The sequence below is a fragment of the Rubneribacter badeniensis genome (assembly GCF_002899695.1).
GTDB classification, from domain to species: domain Bacteria; phylum Actinomycetota; class Coriobacteriia; order Coriobacteriales; family Eggerthellaceae; genus Rubneribacter; species Rubneribacter badeniensis.
Genome location: NZ_PPEL01000079.1, coordinates 1 through 15,869 on the forward strand (window position 1 = coordinate 1; position 15,869 = coordinate 15,869).

Sequence of the window (15,869 nt, forward strand, 5' to 3'; positions counted from 1 at the left end):
GGTACCGGGAGGGGAGGCTGAAGGCGTTCGACGAGGGAGGGCGCAAGGTGTACGATACGATAGCCGGCCGCAGGAGGCGGCTGGGGCTGGCCGCCTAGGCCGTCCGGAAAAACGTCCGCACCCCCATCGGGAGCTTCGCGTGCGCGAAAATCCGCAGTTTCTGGCCAGCAAACCGAGTTCTGGCACAAAACGGGTTCGCCCTGCGGCGTTCCGAAGCGCTTTCGGCGCGAACCGGATCAGCCGACCTGGGCTTTTCTCAAACGCGAGCCCCTTCCCGCGTCGAGAAGGGGCGGGTCGCGTGCCAGAGCGCGGTTTCGTGGCCAAAAATCGGGAATAATTCCGCACGGGCGGCGCGCGACGTGCGCTGCAGGTGTCTCGGAAAAAGGTACGCGCACCGGGACGATGAAAGCGCGGTGAGCAACGTGCACCGGGGCAGTTCGTCGATTGCGTGGCCCCTTCGGCTTCTCGGTTGTCCATTGCAGTAGCTATAAGCCCGATTGCAAGCGTGGCAAAAGTGACAAAAGGACGGGGACGCTGTCTCCCTCCCCCCGCCTCGCCCTCCACTGTCGCAAGAGCATGGGAATGCGGCATTATCTCCGCTCGCTCGCTCGTCCCTGATCTCCCGCCCCTCCCTGCCACCCCCAAAAACCCGCCCATCGCTCGCCTCGCCTCCCCAACATCTCTTCGCCTCCCTTCACCCGCAGCCTCATCCCCACATATCCCCTGTTCACCGCTTTGTCAAACACATTTGACAAAGCGATTTCCGCGAAGGAGCCCCTGCGCCAAAGCCTTTTGATGGTAAAGTGGCACCCGTCATGGCAACCTTGGATCAGCGAAAGGAACGACGTGGAGCTTGGCAAACACATCAAGGAGTACCGGACGGCGCGCGGCATGTCGCAGGAAGATCTCGCACAGCGCATCTACGTGACGCGCCAGACGGTGTCCAACTGGGAGACTGACAAGACCTATCCCGATGTGGAAAGCCTACTGCTCCTGAGCGTTCTTTTCGACACGACCGTGGACGAGCTGATCAAAGGAGACGTGGAAACCATGAAGAACTGCGTTGAGAACGACTACAAGAAGATGGTGCAACTCTCGTGGGGAGGCCTGGGGTTGGCGATACTCGGATGCGCCCTTTTCATTGCGGGGCTCACGCTCTGGAATTGGGATATTGCGCCCTCTGTCATCATCTGGCTTTTGCTGTGGGGCACCGGCATGGCGCTCATCATGAAATGCGAACGCATCAAGAAAGAGCACGACCTGGTGACATACCAGGAAATCCTCGCGTTCAAGAAGGGCGAGCCCATCGACCGCAGCAACCGGAAAAGCCGTCGCGCCCGTCAGCATCGCGTGGCGAAAATCGTTGCGATCACCGTGATCGCCGCAGCGGTAGGCGGCGTGTTCGGCTATCTCTATGCCATGTTCTTTCTTTAAGAGCCCTGCCCCAACGCGTCCCACTCCCGCGCACGCGCACCCCGCCCCAACGCGTCCCACCTTGCCCGGCGCGTCCCACTTCCGCCCCAGCGCACACCGCCCCGCACCAGCGAGCTGCGGCACCACCGAAGCCAGCACCCTGCCCTTCCCGCAAGGCGCACCCCCGTCGCCAGTACGCGTTGCCGCCGTCGCATCCCCACCCGCGCCGCCACGCCCAAGCGCCCGCACACCGCCCGCCGACAGCCCGCCCCTGCCACCGACTCTCCGACGGGACGCGAACGTACCGCCCGCGTCCCGCTTCTTTCGCGTCGGGCGAATGCCCTATAATAAGGTTATCGCATGAACCCCATTTCACACGTAAGGAGCTCTCATGCAGTACGACGCGATTGTGATCGGCGCCGGAAACGGCGGCCTCGTGGCAGCCGCGCGCCTCTCCCAACTTGGCTTCAAGGTGCTCTTGGCCGAACAGAACGACGCCCCCGGAGGATGCGCCAGCAGCTTCAAGCGGGGGCGCTTCGAATTTGAAACCGCTTTGCACGAGCTGTGCGACCTCGGATCGACGGCGAACCCCGGCACCTTCCTCTGGGACATCTTCAACGACCTCGGCGTGGCTGAGCGCATCGACTGGCGCGCCGTGCCCGACGCGTTCCGCGCCATCTCCACCGCTCCGGGCGAACTCGGCTACGACGTGCGCATGCCCTTCGGGCGCGAAGCGTTCGCCGACGCTATGGAGGAGGCCTGCCCCGGTTCGCGCAAAAGCATGCGGACCTTTTACGAGCTTATGGACGACACCGCAGCGGCCCTCGACTATTCGAACAAGATGCTCGGTCGCCCCGACGATGCCGTCATGAAAAAGGAGCACGGGCGCTTCCTGCGCTTCGCCCCCTACTCCACCACCCGCGTGCTGGATGCCATCGGCATGCCGCGGCGCGCGCAAAGCATCCTCTCCACCTATTGGAGCTACCTCGGCACGCCGTGCGACCGCTTGGCGTTTCTGCACTACGCCATCATGGTGCGCATGTACCTCGACCCGGGCGCGTACATCCCCGCCACGCGCTCGCACGAGATATCCCTTGCCCTAACCGACCGCATCCGAGAGCTGGGAGGCGAAGTGTGGCTGAGCACCCCGGTTGAGAAGATACATGTGAAAAACGGCGCCGTGTGCGGCGCGCGCGTGGACGGCGAGGACATCTCCTGCAAAGCGATCATCTCGAACGCCATGCCGCACGCCGTCTACGGCAACCTCATCGACGACGCGGACGTTCCCTCGTGGGAGCGGAAGAAGGCCAACGCCCGCCGCCTTGCGGTGAGCGGCTTCGTCGTTTACCTGGGGCTCGATGCCACAGCCGAAGAGCTTGGCATCGAGGACTACTCCGTGTTCATCTCCCACACGGGCGATTCCGCAGCCGACTTCAAGAAGCTTTCATCCCTTGAGGAGAACGATCTTTCCATCTTCAACTGCCTCAACATCGTCGTTCCCGAATGCTCGCCCAAGGGCACAAGCATCGTGTACGGCACCTCGCTCTACCAGCCCGAGGCTTGGAACGGCGTCTCGGCGCACAACTACGCGCACGTCAAAGAGGAGGTGGCCGCGCGCTTCATCGCCGACTACGAGAAGACCACCGGCATCTCCCTTGCCGGGCACATCGAGGAGATCGAAACCGCCGCGCCCCCAACATTCGCCCGCTACCTCGGCACGCCGCAAGGCGCCATCTACGGCTACCTCACCGCCGATTGGGACAACATGCTGCCGCGTCTGCGCACCATGTACGAAGGCAAGGGCATCCGCGGGCTGCGCTTCACCGGCGGTCACACCGAATGGTCGTCGGGTTTCAACTCGGCGTACACTATGGGCAACATCGCGGCGAACATCATGATTCCGTACTTGCGCGGACAGGAGGCGTAAACGATGGGATTCCATATCAAACCATTCGGATGGATGGATCTGCTCACCTTCACCCGCCTCGTGCCCCAGCGAAACGCGGCGATCGAGGCAGCGTCCGACGAGGCGCTGCCGCACCTCGAAGCGTACCCCGTGAACACGCTTGCGCAAGCAGCGCATCCCCCGGTGCAACACCTCAAGGTCGCCAACGTGGAGGACATCTCCCCCGCCGTGCGGCGCTTCACGCTCGTCCCCGACCGCGAACGGGGCACGCACGCGTTGGCGCCGTTTCGCGCTGGGCAGTACCTCTCGCTGCGCCTTTCCATCGGCGGGAGCGAAACGAACCGCGCGTACTCCCTCTGCTCGGCGCCGCAAGCGGCCATCGCGGGCGGCGAGCAGGCCGACGATCCTGCAGACGGGCAACCCTTCTACCAGATAGCGGTCAAGCGCGAGGACGACGGCTTCGTGTCGAAGCACGTGTTCGACACGTTCTCCGTGGGAACCGCCGTCGACGCAAGCGCGCCCGCAGGACACCTGTGCCCTTCGAGCATTCGCGACGAGCGCCACATCGTGTGCATTGCGGGAGGCATCGGCATCACTCCGTTCCTGTCGCTCGCACATGCCGTGGCAGGGGGCATCGAGGAGTTTCAGCTGACCATCGTGTGCTCAAACCGCACCTGCTCCGACGCGCTTTTCCACGACGAGCTGGAGCATTTGGCCGAGCGCTCAAACGGACGCGTGCGCATCGTTCACACCCTCACGCGCGAGGAGAAGGAGGGCTTCCGCTCGGGCCGCGTGAGCGCCGCCATGCTGTCGGAGGTTTGCGACCTTGCGGGCTCGTCCTTCTTCATCTGCGGCCCGAACGCTATGGGGAGCGCGCTCGAAGCGGATCTGCTCGCGGCGGGGGTTCCCCGGCGGCGCGTGCGCCGGGAAACCTTCACGACCGTCGCACGCGGAAACGAGGAGCCGCGCACCCACCTGCTCACCGTGCGCGTCAAGCACGACGTGCGCACCATGCCGTGCCGCGAAGACGAAAGCCTGCTTGTTGCGGTCGAACGGGACGGCATCGCGTTCGATGCCCTGTGCCGCAGCGGCTCCTGCGGATGCTGCCGCGCCCGCCTGATCGCCGGCGAGGTGCATATCGAAGCCGCGCAGGAAGCCGATGGAGATGGACGGCGGGCGGCAGACCAAGCGCAGGGGCGCGTTCACTTGTGCTGCACCTATCCGCGCTCCGACGCGGAGATCGACCTCACGCAGCGGTAAAGGAGATGGCGCGGCGCAAAGCTTGCAGATCGTCGCGAGGCAAACCGTCGACATGTGGGCGCAAACGTCGTAAAACGCGCGTCGAAGCTATCAAAGGAGCTCCTCTGCGCGCCTCTGCGAACGGGAAATGCCTCGTCGCCCTTTGCCGCTTCGCATACGAGCGCCCCGGCAAGCCGGGGCGCTCGAAAACGATACCGCGCTCCGAAGCCGCGCTACTTTTGCGCGGTCTTGGCCTGGGTTTGCACCTCGTCACCCTTATCGACAGCCGAGCGGCCACCATGGTTGAACCCGGTGTTGATGACCCCTTGCGTGTTGCCCGTCACGAAACGGGCTTTGCTCAAGGTGTCGATCTCTTTCTTCACATCCTCCACCAGCTTGATGGCAAGCTGCATGGAGAAATCCTGCCGCGCCACAACGCGCTGCACCACCACGTCCTGCAAGTTGGCGGGCATCGGATACGCGGGCACGAGCCAGCCGCTCATGCGCAGACGGTCGGACAGGTCGTATAGCGACCATTCCACGTTGGCATCGTCCTTCAAGCCCCAGCACACGATGGGGATGTTGGACGCATCCTCGTAGATGTCGAAGATGCCCATGCCCTTAAGCTCTTCGGCCAGGTAGCGCGCCACGTCGAGCGTGCGCAGGTGGATCTCGCGGAATCCCTCGAATCCATTGCGCATGAGCACGTAGTACTGCCCCACGATTTGCGACGCGCTGCGCGAGAAGTTGATGGCCATAGTGGCCTCCTCGCCGCCTAGGTAGCTCACCCAGAAGATGAGGTCCTCGGGCAACGCCTCCTTGCCGCGCCAGATAACCCAGCCGATGCCGGGATACACGAGCCCGTACTTGTGGCCTGACGTGTTGATGGACCAGACGTTCTTCAAGCGGAAGTCCCACTCGAGATCGGGGTCGACGAACGGAGCCACCATAGAGCCCGAGGCCCCGTCCACATGGATGCGGATGGGCAGCTTCGGATGCTCCTGATTGTACGCCTCCACCAACTCGTCGAGCTTCTTCACATCGTCGTACTTGCCGGTGTAGGTGATGCCGAGGATGGCCGTGATGCCGATGGTGTGGTCGTCCACGTAGTCCATGACCGTGTCCATGTTCAGGGACAGATGGTCTTTCTCAAGCGGCACAAGGCGCATCTCGATGTCCCAGTAGCGGCAGAACTTCTCCCAGCACACCTGGTAGCCGGACGAGATAACGAGGTTCGGGCGCTGCGACGTGTAGATGTCCACGCCCGCGTCCTTCGCCAGCTTCTTCCAGCGGAACAGCATCCCGAGGCCGCCCAGCATGCACGCCTCGGACGAGCCGACGGTGGACGTGCCCATGGGCTCCTCGTCGGGATCCGCATGCCACAGGTCGGCGATCATGGCGACGCAGCGGTTCTCGAGGTCGGCCGTCATGGGGTACTCGTCCTTGTCGATGGCGTTCTTCTCCATAACCTCGGACATGATCCTCGTGGCCATGGGCTCCATGTAGGTTTGGCAGAACGTGGTAAGGTTCTGCGTGGCGTTGCCCTCGATGGACAAATACTCCTTGATCATCTCGTAGGCGATGCGCGGCTCGACAGGCTCGTCGTTCATCTGCGTGCGCGGCATCTGCGCATCGGACGCCTCGCTGCCGAAGATGGGCGTGAGGTATTTCGTCTCCTCGTCCATCGCATCGAGGACTGCGCTGGTGGATGTGCGTTCTTTCATCGGAAACCTCCTGTAGGTTGCTTTCGGAAATCAGGCGAACGCGAACTTCGGCTCGCCCGCCGAACGGCCCGCATGGGGTCGTCCGGCGGGCGGCAGACGCGCTCGAACGTCGAATGTCATACCGCCCGCACGGCGGCGTCGTACCGCGCGCATGAGCTTGGCGCGGCATCCGCTTCGGGCGAAAGAAGCGTGCGTCGAAGCATCTCGCTACGGCGTAGGACGGCCATCGTGCCCGTCGTCGCGCCGATTCGCAGCGCCCGCATCGCATGAGCCGTATGCGGCAGCATCCGCGTCGTGCTCGGCTCGCCCGCCGTCGCGCCAGCCTGCGACGCCCGCATCGCGTCCGACCTGCGCATGCCGTCCAGCCTGCGAGGCATGCGAGACGTGCGCGTCATGCGCTTCATGCGCTTCATGCGCGTCGTCCGCAGCGCCCGCATCGCGCTCGGTCTGCGCATGACGCCCAGTTTGCGCAACACGCGCCTCCCGCGCTTCGCCGCCCGCTGAAGCAGCCGCCTCGGCGCTTCGGTTCTGCGCGTCCGCGTCCTTATCGCGACTATCGCGTGAGGGGCCGCGCACCTCCTCCACCGTGGCCGACGTCTCGCGCGCATCGACGGAGAAGGGGCTTGCCGGACGGCTCGTCACGCTCACCACCGCTGCAGAGATCGTGCGCGCGACGCTGCCGCCCACACCGGTGTCGGCTGTCATGCCGCTCGCTCCCGAAGCGCGCGGCGCACTGGCTCTCGGCGCGGATTTCCGCAGATCGGAGCTTAAATTCTCCTTCGCACGGGTGCGCTTGTTGATCTTGCCGCTCCCCTGGCCGGCGCTCGGCACTGCCACACCAGCGCGTACGTCTGCCGCGCCCGGCGCCACACCAGCGCGTACGCCCGCCGTCGTGCCCGGAGCCTCCGCGTTCGCGCGCACGCCCGCCGCACCCGCGCCCGCGCCGCCGCGCATCGCCGCTCCGCTCGCCGCGTCCACAACCCGCGCCTCCGCAGCGGCCCGCATCGCCTCCAGCCCCCGCTTCGGCGCCCAACGGTGCCGCTGCGAGTAGATGACGAACGGCAGCGCCACCGACACCGCGAACGCCACGAACAACGTGATCTGGTACACCTGGTTCGCCTGCGCCGTCAGATTCGATGACGGGAAGAACGAGATCACCAGCGTCGCCAGCGTCATGACCAGGCCCACGCCCGCCACAATCACTTTGAACGGCGTGCCGCCCGGCAGCTGGAACGACCGCGGCAGACTCTTCTTCCTCAGCACCAGCACGAAGTAGCCCAAGAAGAACAGCACGTAGCCCACCAGGTAGATGACCACCGTCAGGCCGATGGCCGTCAGATAGCCCACCGACGAGCTCGACCCGCCGGACAGCGCGATGGAGCCGCACAGCACCGCGTCCCACATGGTGACGATGGCGGCCTGCACCACGACGGTCCTCACCGACACGCCGTGCTTGTTCACCTTCTTGAACGACGGCGGCAGGATGCCGTCGTGCGCCGTGTCCAGAAGCGCACGCGACGGGCCGACGATCCACGCGGATATCTCAGCCAACACGCCCAGCGCCAAAAGCAGAGCCACCGCGAACACGATCCAGCTGAACGCCGGCCCGATATGCTCCACGTAAATGGCGCGGAACGCTTCGATCACGCCGAACGACAGGTTGCCGTCCAGCACGCTCGCAGGCAGCGTCGTCGCCACGGCCAAACCGCCCAGCGCATCGAGCGCGATGGTGAGCACGGCCAAGATGATCATGGCCAGCGGATAGTTGCGGTTGGGGTTCTTCAACTCGTTCACATGCGACGCAGACGCCTCAACGCCCATATACGCCAGAATGAACGACGCGAAGATCACGAGCGTGTCTGCCTTGCTGAAATCCGGCACGAACGCAGCCGGCGAGATGGCGATCTGCGACATGCCGCCCGTGGCGAAGTAGATCAGAAGGCCCGCCAGCAGCACGAGGACCGGCACGATGATGCCGCCCACGAAACCCACCTTCGAAATGCGCGCCGTGTACTTCGTGCCGCCCAGCTGCGTGAGCGTGAGCAACCACACGATGGCCGCCACGCCGAAGAACATGACGAGCGGGTCTTTGTACAGCGCATCCCATCCCACCACGTAGGCGAACGCGGCCAAGATGAAAAACGCCATGGTCACGAACCCTACGGTGATCTGGAACCACTGAAAGAACAGCGCCGCGAAGCCCCAGCGCCTTCCCAGCGTGTTGCCCACCCAGGCGAAGATGCCGCCAGATTCCCATCCCTTCACCGTCGCCATCTCGGCCGCGCACAGCGCCACGGGCAGAAACCACAAGATACCGCCGATGATGAGGAAGAACACCAAGTGGAACCCGGACGAGGCAAACGACGGGTACTCGTACACCGTCATGACCATGGACGCGGTGATGGCGAAGAACCCGAAGAACGTCAGCGTGCGCTTGAACGACGGCCTTCCCATCTTGCCGACGGGGCCGGAATCGACCGCAGACGCCGATGCGGGCACGACAGCGGACGTCGATGCCGGGGATGCGGGCGCCGCCTGTTGACGGAGTTCGCTCATACCCCTCACTCCTTTCCGAACGTTCGGTGCGAGACGTCCTCTTTCGATCCGCTTGAGAACGCATCTGCACGGTTTTCGTTATCCTCGAACGTTCTATCAAAGGAGAAAGGAGCGAAAACGACGACGGGAGGGCGTTCACCCTCCCGTCGCTAAAGCGTTGGCCCAGCATTGCCGCCTACCGCGCGCCGCCACATGTCGTCGTCACGCGCGCACCGCACGCCGCCTTCCGCACGCCGCCGCGCAAGCACTGCCGCATATCGCCTCCGCGCGCGCCGCCTCCCGCGCATGCTATCGCGCACCCGACCGCGCGCTTTCCGCGCGCGCCACCTCCCGCGCGCGCCGGCGTATCCTTATCGCACGCCCAACCGCGCGCGCCATCACGCCCTTATCGCGCACTATTCAGAAAAGAGATTGCCGTAGACGAAACGCGAAGCACCCACTCGCACAGAAGGCATCTCGTTAGCAGCGCGAGAGCTTCGCGTAGGCCTCAAGCGCCTCGCGCAGCAGCTCCGTGGCAAACTCGCGCACATCGTAGCCCTCGGAGATGGCGGCCACTGCCGCGCCATCCACAATAGTGCCCACCATGCGGGGCGGCATGTCGATCCCAGCACACGCGAGAATGCGCCCGATGGCCGCGTCGAGCGACACGCGCCCCTTCTGGTACGCCTCCGTCACTACGTCGGACTCGGCGGCGGCGATGAGCTGCCCGTAATGCGCGGAGGGCACGACGGACTCGTCGGGCAAGCACGCCCGCACCAAGAGATCGGCAACCTGGCGCCGGCACTCTTCGGGCGACAGCCCCTCTGCTGCCGACGCCGCCTTCTCGGCGCGTTCCGACCACAGCTGGATGTTGTAGCGGCCAGCCTCATGCAGAAGCTGAGTGACAGAATCGAAGTAATACCCCACCGACGACGAAGCGGCCCCGGCCCACTTCGCCACCTTGCGATACGTAACGGCTTTCGGGCCCTGCTCGCGCAGCAGAGCCGCAGCAGCAAGCACAAGCGAAGTGCGCGTGATCTGCGCCTTCAATGACTTCGGCGTTTGCGATGTTTCGCCCATCACCTCATCATCCCTTTCCAGCGCCGCTCGGTCGCACTACACCCGCTTCGCAACCGCACGAAGCGCCGCACCATAAAAAGGTCGCCATGACCCGCTCGAACCTGTTCAAACGGATCATGGCGACATCATACCAAAAACGATGCGCGAACCCTACTCGACTTCCGTCAGATCCCGCCCCGTATGCTCATGCGACAAAACCATGGCAACCAGCGCGATAACGGCGATGAACACCATGTAGAACGCCGGCGCGATATTGTTGCCCGTCATCGAGATCAGCCAGAACGAAATGTAGGAGGCCGACCCGCCGAAGATGGCGTTCGCCAAGTTGAAGCTCAAGGCGAAGCCGGAGTAGCGCACGTCGGTGGGGAACGTCTCGTTCAGATAGCTGGACAGCGTGCCGTCGTTGATGGTGAGCAGCAGACACATAACCAGCTCGACCACGAGGATGATCGCAAAATTCATCGTGCTCAACAGCATAAACGCCGGGATGGTCAGCACGATGAAACCCACGCACGCAGCGACGAGCATCTTCTTGCGCCCCAGACGGTCGGAGATGCGCCCGGACAAGAAGATGAACCCGATGTACACCACAAGCACGATGTTCGTGATGATGGAGGCAGATGCCGGGTCGTAGTTCAGTGTCGTCTCCAAGTAGTTCGGCAAGTACGTGAGCACCGCGTAGAAGCCCACCGCGTTCAGAACGCACGCACCGAACGAGATGACGAGCCGCCTGAAGTGCTTCCTGATCAAGGTGCGCATGGGCTTGTCCTCGCCTTTCAAGCCCTTCGCCTTCAGATCGTTCTGCATCTGCTCGTACACCGGCGAATCCTCAAGATGCTCGCGGATGTAGTGCGTGATGTAGCCCAGCGGACCCGCCAGCCAGAACGGAATGCGCCAACCCCACTCGGTTACGAACTGGGAATCGGCCCCCCAGATGTTGAACATAGCCGTGGCGAACAGCGAACCCACCAACAGACCCGCCGCCGTAGACGCGGGAACCATCGAGCAGTAGAAGCCGCGATGATTCGTCGGCGCGTATTCGGCGATGAACGTGGCAGCGCCGGCGTACTCGCCCGCCGCAGAGAAGCTCTGCACCATGCGCAGCAGCAGAAGCAGAAGCGGCGCGCCTACGCCGATCATCGCGTACGTGGGGAGGCAGCCGATGAGGAACGTGGCGCCGGACATCAACAGGATGGAGATGGAAAGCGCCCACTTACGCCCCTTCTTGTCTCCCATGTTGCCCCAGAACAAAGCGCCGATGGGACGCACCAAGAACGAAAGCGCGAACACGCCGAACGTCGACATGACCGCCACCGTGCGATCCTCGCCCGGGAAGAACACCAAAGCGATGACGGTGGCCAGATACGAATAACTCGCATAATCGAACCATTCGATGAAGTTTCCGAGGAACGAAGAGCCCACAACCCTTTTGAGGGTCTTATGCTTCTCTTCTTCGGTGTAGCCTCTCTGCTCCATCGTCGTTTCAACACTCATGATAGTCCCCTAAGAACGGTGCGGCCTCGTTGAACACGTCCACAGAAACGCGTTCGAGCCGCATGCCATGCGTCCTTTCCATCGAAACCCCAATCGTTCGTCCGAATGTAAACGCCGTATCCACTTTACCCTAGTGCAAGCGCACAAATTTTCAACAGATCGGCACGTATCCGAAATGTAACCATTTTTTCGATGCGAACGGTTTCGCCGCGTAACGGACGCGCAATCCACATCCGCATGCCAAAGGACGCATAGGGCCCGCTTCAAACAATTCAAGCGGGCCCCTATCGATAGTACGTTGCCCGATCGCGCGCGTGCGATCAGTAGTCTTCGAGCAAATCCACCTGGGCCTTGCTCGCACGCATGATGAAGTTGCGCTTGGCCTTCTGACCGCCCTGCGCCAGCTTGCGCAAGATCACATGCTTCAAGCGCGGATACTCGTTCATGCCGTACCAGGCGAACGCCGTGCCGCCCGTGTAAGCCTCCACAATGCTGTGCACTGGCAAGCTTGCATCGCGCTTCGCGTCGAGGGCCAAGTACTCCTTGATCTCAGCCGCGCACACGTCACGGATGACCTCGGGGCTGATCTCCAGGTCGCGCGACAGCTGGTTGAGCTGATAATCGACCTCGGCCTCGTCAGCGTGCGGGAAGTACGTCACATCATAGGTGACCGCGCCCAGCCCCGACGCCTTCGCAAAGCCCAGAAGCGTATCGAGCGACATCATCTGCACGTGGTCTTCAGTGCGCTCGGCGATATCCAACTCAGCCGGGAATCCCTGCAATCCTGCCTGGTCGAAGGCGGCGCGCAGCTCTTCCTCGCTCTTCGCGGCCTCGAACTCAACCTCAGTCGCAATGTGGGTCAGGTTGCTCGTAATCTTCATGTTCTGCACCTTCCTTTTCAGAGTGGGGCGGTCGTGGCGCTTCGACCAACCGACCGCCCATCCAACGCGCTTTCAGCGCGAACGCAGACCCTATCGAAGATCGAGGTCCTCTTTCCGGGCCTCCTCTTCAAGGCGAGCAGACAGGTTCTCGCGAATCTCGACCTCTTTCTCGTGCTTCGCGCCCTCGATGATGCCCTTGATAGCCGGGATCGCCCCGCCGCCGATGATGAGGATACCGCCGATGATGGTGTTGATGGTCAGCGCCTCGCCAAAAATGACCAGGCCGATGAACAGCGCAACGGGAACCTCCCAATACGCGATGGTGCCGTAGTCCGCAGCCGGAAGGTTGCGGCCCGCGACCAAGAGGAAGCCCAGGGCCACCGCACCGGAGAAGATCCACAGAAGAACGGCGCCGATCCAGTTGAACGGGGTGAGGTGCAGGTTAAGCGCCCAGTTGGACGGCACGATGCCGCTTTCGCCCATGAAGTTCATGGCCAGCGTCACCACCAGGGCGGCAAGCGCGGCGGCCAAGAAGTTCCATACGCCGCGAGCGGTGGTGTCGGCATCTTTGCGATAGCCGTTGAAGAACATCGACAGGCCGTAGAACAGGCCGGAGAGCAAACCGAAGATGTCGCCGATGCCCTTCTGCGGATAATCCGGCGTGGACATTTCGAGGCTGAAGCTGATTGTGAACGCACCCGTCTCGTCGAACCCCACGATGTTGTTGCCAAACAGCGTGCCCACGACAACCGCGCCCAAGCACACCCACTGAAGGACAGACATGGGCTCCTTGCGGAATATCCGCGCGAACAGGATGCACAGAACGGGGCCCGTATAGATGAACAGAACCGAGTTCGCAACCGACGTGAGCAACGTGGCAGTCACGTAGCATGCAAGAGAAAGACCGATCATGACGCCGCCCAGAATGATGGCGGGCGTCACCTTGAGCTTCTTGAACACGCCCACCTTGTGGGTGATGAACAGCAATGCCACAAAGAAGACGAATCCCATGGTCATGCGGCCCACGGCCATAAGCGCTCCGACAGAGTCGCCAGCATTCAACCCCGCTGTTCCGTCGAACATGTCGGTGCGCGTTCCCCAGCGACTGAACAGAGGCACAAGGCCCATGCCTGTCGCCGAGATGATCATGGCAATGGTTCCCCATTTCCGATCCATCTCGAAGCCGGCGCCGTCACCGGCCTGCGCGCTTCCTGAGGTGATCTTGTTGTCTGCCATTGGTCCTCCTTAAACCAGTAGCAAAAAAGGTAAGCTCCAGCCACGCCTCCGCGAGAAGGATTGTTCGTCATGAAAGATCGAATGCGAAACTACGAGGTCTTGCCTTTGATCCTGTATGACCGCTTCGATTGTGCGTGATTGTTGCGGACTGGAACCAAAAAGGGGATCCGGAATGCCTTGCAAACCGAATCCCCTTTCTTTTACATCGCGACGCCGTCCATCGGAGTCGAGGTTACGCCGCGTGGCTTACTACGCAGCTGCGCTTAGTCGTTCCACATCTCCGGGCGCACCAGGGTGGGATCCTTGACGCGGTTCGGGAAGTAGTCGAGGCACTCGCCCTCGCGGTAGACGTCGGCCGTGGAGCAGTGCAGGCCGCCGCCGAACGGGTAGGCGTCGCGCAGGTCGCAGGGGATGACGTTCATGCCGAGCTTGTCCATCTGCTCCTGCTGGTAGACCTCGGATGCCTCCACGATGACCGTCTTGGGGTCGAGCACGAGGCAGTTCATGGACAGCCACACCGAGCTGTAGCACAGCGCCGGCGGCTCGTCGTGGGCCGGCTGGGCGGCCTCGACGATCTGCCAGTCGTTGGCCTCGAAGATGGCGCGCTGCTCCTCGGGGAGCTTGCGGTGCGGGTTGTTGATGATGAGTCCCGGGCGCAGCGGCACGAAGGTCGCGTCGATGTGGATCGGGTAGGGGTCGCCGGGGAAGTTCACGGCGTGCACGCGGTACTCGGGGTAGTAGCGCTGGAACCAGTCCATGGCCGTGCGGTTGGTGGTCAGCCCGTGCTGGATGAACAGGTCCTTGCCCATGCGCATCACGTCGGCGGCGTCCCACATCGGCTCCACCTCGGTGGTGACGAAGTCCTTGTTGGCGGTGCGCACGAGGCGCTCCTCCAGCGAGATCTTCTCGTCGTAGTAGTTGTGCTTGTAGGAGGCGTCGGTCAGGCGCGGGCGCGGGGCCTGGGTCCACTTGAACTCGGGGTCCTCGTCGAAGTACTGCTTCATGAGCGGCCAGTAGGCCAGGTACTCGAAGTAGCGGCAGCGGAAGGAGTTCGCGCTCGCCATGATCTCGCTGCCGATGGTGAGCAGGATGTCGCGGGGCGGCATGCAGGTCATCATGGAGTCGTTGCGGAAGTCCGGCGTGCCGATGGCCTGGTTCCACTGGAGCGGCGTCGGGCGGTCGACGACCACGCCGCGGTCCTCGAGGATCTTGACCAGGTTCTCGAGGCACTCGTTGCCGCGCTCGACGGTGGCCAGCGGGCGCAGGCCCCACATGCCGCGCATCTCGGAGTCCACGGGCACCTTCTCGGAGGTGGCGGGCTCCTCGGGCGGGATGACCGAGTTGTCGCAGCGGCCGACGATCACGCGCTTCAGCGGATCCCAGTCGTTCCACGAGTTGACTATCTTCGCCATGACAGTCTCCTTTCTCCGGCAGCGTTTCCGACGCCGCCTCTTGGTGGCACACTACATAACGCAGCTTTTCTGGGAGAACGCGCCGCAGCCCGGAGCCCGCTGTGGCAAATCCTTCCAGACTTGCCGATGGCTCAGTTATATCATCTTTTTTGATCATCTGCAATATGAATTTACGTAGGCTTTTGAACATAACGAATAAGTAAATTGTTCATTTGCACAAAAATGTTGAACGCGCCCGTTCCCCACATTATGCAGTTTTCCGACCAATATTGGATATTCCCGCTAATTGATTCCCTTCTTCTGCATAACGATGAAACAAACCGAGAACTCATGCATCCACCGCACCGGACAAAGGCGCGCTGCCGCGCGTGCGGGATGCACAACAAGGCGCATGCGTTTCCCGCAGGAAATATTTTTTCCCACAGCCCGCCACCAAACCGTAACTATTGCCGGTTGCACACGCGCACAAACGGATGTTTCACGTGAAACATCTCGCAAAGGAACGTGGGGGCTTTGTCGCCGAACGCGTTCGACCGCATGGTGCGCGATCATTTCTTGAACGGCTTTCGGCACTTTCGTCCTGTCGATGCCCGCCGCACACTCTTTCCCTTGCAAACTTTCCCTCCGTCGAAGGCGACCGCGATGCTACAGCCTTCTCGACGCGTGCGTTCTCGACGCGTGCGGACGTTAATACGGACGAGCACCTTTGGCGAGGGAGAATGCCCGTCCATCAGACCTCGGTTGCGGATGCTTCGCACAAACCATCCGCAACCGAAGCCGCAACGCATTCAACCCTATCAATCCTGACTTAAGCGGCTGGACGGGGGTGCGGACAAAAAGTTGGACACTCCGGTGTCCGGATTGGAGTCCGCATGTACCCGTTGGAGACCAGGGAGCTCGCCGTGGAGGCCGTCGCGGCGGGGTTCAGCCTGACCGAGGCGGCCGAGCT

General features: G+C 62.7%; 10 protein-coding genes. 3 read left to right on the top strand and 7 right to left on the bottom strand.

Going from position 1 to position 15,869, the window contains the following annotated elements:
• Nucleotides 1-846 precede the first annotated feature (846 nt).
• From C2L80_RS10875 to C2L80_RS10885, 3 genes are all read left to right on the top strand, one after another.
• The gene (locus C2L80_RS10875; protein WP_193602636.1) at nt 847-1,434 is read left to right on the top strand and encodes a helix-turn-helix transcriptional regulator; all 588 of its coding nucleotides are present in this window, start codon (nt 847-849) and stop codon (nt 1,432-1,434) included.
• Nucleotides 1,435-1,804: 370 nt separating this feature from the next.
• Complete coding sequence (locus C2L80_RS10880; RefSeq protein ID WP_103263201.1) at nt 1,805-3,340, top strand: phytoene desaturase family protein; 1,536 nt, start codon at nt 1,805-1,807, stop codon at nt 3,338-3,340.
• 3 nt (nt 3,341-3,343) lie between these two features.
• Nucleotides 3,344-4,579, top strand: a complete 1,236-nt coding sequence (locus tag C2L80_RS10885) for an iron-sulfur cluster-binding domain-containing protein (protein ID WP_103263202.1) — start codon at nt 3,344-3,346, stop codon at nt 4,577-4,579.
• Nucleotides 4,580-4,791: 212 nt separating this feature from the next.
• Here C2L80_RS10885 and gad read toward each other — a convergent pair whose 3' ends face one another.
• The 7 genes from gad to C2L80_RS10920 form a co-directional block, all read right to left on the bottom strand.
• On the bottom strand, nt 4,792-6,282 hold the full coding sequence (gad, locus tag C2L80_RS10890; RefSeq protein WP_092200706.1) for a glutamate decarboxylase: 1,491 nt from the start codon (nt 6,280-6,282) through the stop codon (nt 4,792-4,794).
• 207 nt (nt 6,283-6,489) lie between these two features.
• Nucleotides 6,490-8,838 (bottom strand): amino acid permease, encoded by a 2,349-nt coding sequence (locus tag C2L80_RS10895; RefSeq protein ID WP_239938930.1) that lies wholly within the window; start codon nt 8,836-8,838, stop codon nt 6,490-6,492.
• A gap of 459 nt (nt 8,839-9,297) precedes the next feature.
• On the bottom strand, nt 9,298-9,897 hold the full coding sequence (locus C2L80_RS10900) for a TetR/AcrR family transcriptional regulator (protein ID WP_092200709.1): 600 nt from the start codon (nt 9,895-9,897) through the stop codon (nt 9,298-9,300).
• Nucleotides 9,898-10,047: 150 nt separating this feature from the next.
• Nucleotides 10,048-11,391 carry an MFS transporter gene (locus C2L80_RS10905; RefSeq protein WP_103263203.1) on the bottom strand — a complete coding sequence of 448 codons (1,344 nt, stop codon included), beginning with the start codon at nt 11,389-11,391 and terminating at the stop codon, nt 10,048-10,050.
• Nucleotides 11,392-11,711: 320 nt separating this feature from the next.
• Nucleotides 11,712-12,272 carry a hypothetical protein gene (locus C2L80_RS10910; protein ID WP_087196377.1) on the bottom strand — a complete coding sequence of 187 codons (561 nt, stop codon included), beginning with the start codon at nt 12,270-12,272 and terminating at the stop codon, nt 11,712-11,714.
• Nucleotides 12,273-12,362: 90 nt separating this feature from the next.
• The gene (locus C2L80_RS10915) at nt 12,363-13,508 is read right to left on the bottom strand and encodes a DMT family transporter (protein ID WP_103263204.1); all 1,146 of its coding nucleotides are present in this window, start codon (nt 13,506-13,508) and stop codon (nt 12,363-12,365) included.
• Nucleotides 13,509-13,771: 263 nt separating this feature from the next.
• Nucleotides 13,772-14,920 (bottom strand): serine/threonine protein kinase, encoded by a 1,149-nt coding sequence (locus tag C2L80_RS10920; protein WP_087194711.1) that lies wholly within the window; start codon nt 14,918-14,920, stop codon nt 13,772-13,774.
• Nucleotides 14,921-15,869: the final 949 nt, after the last annotated feature.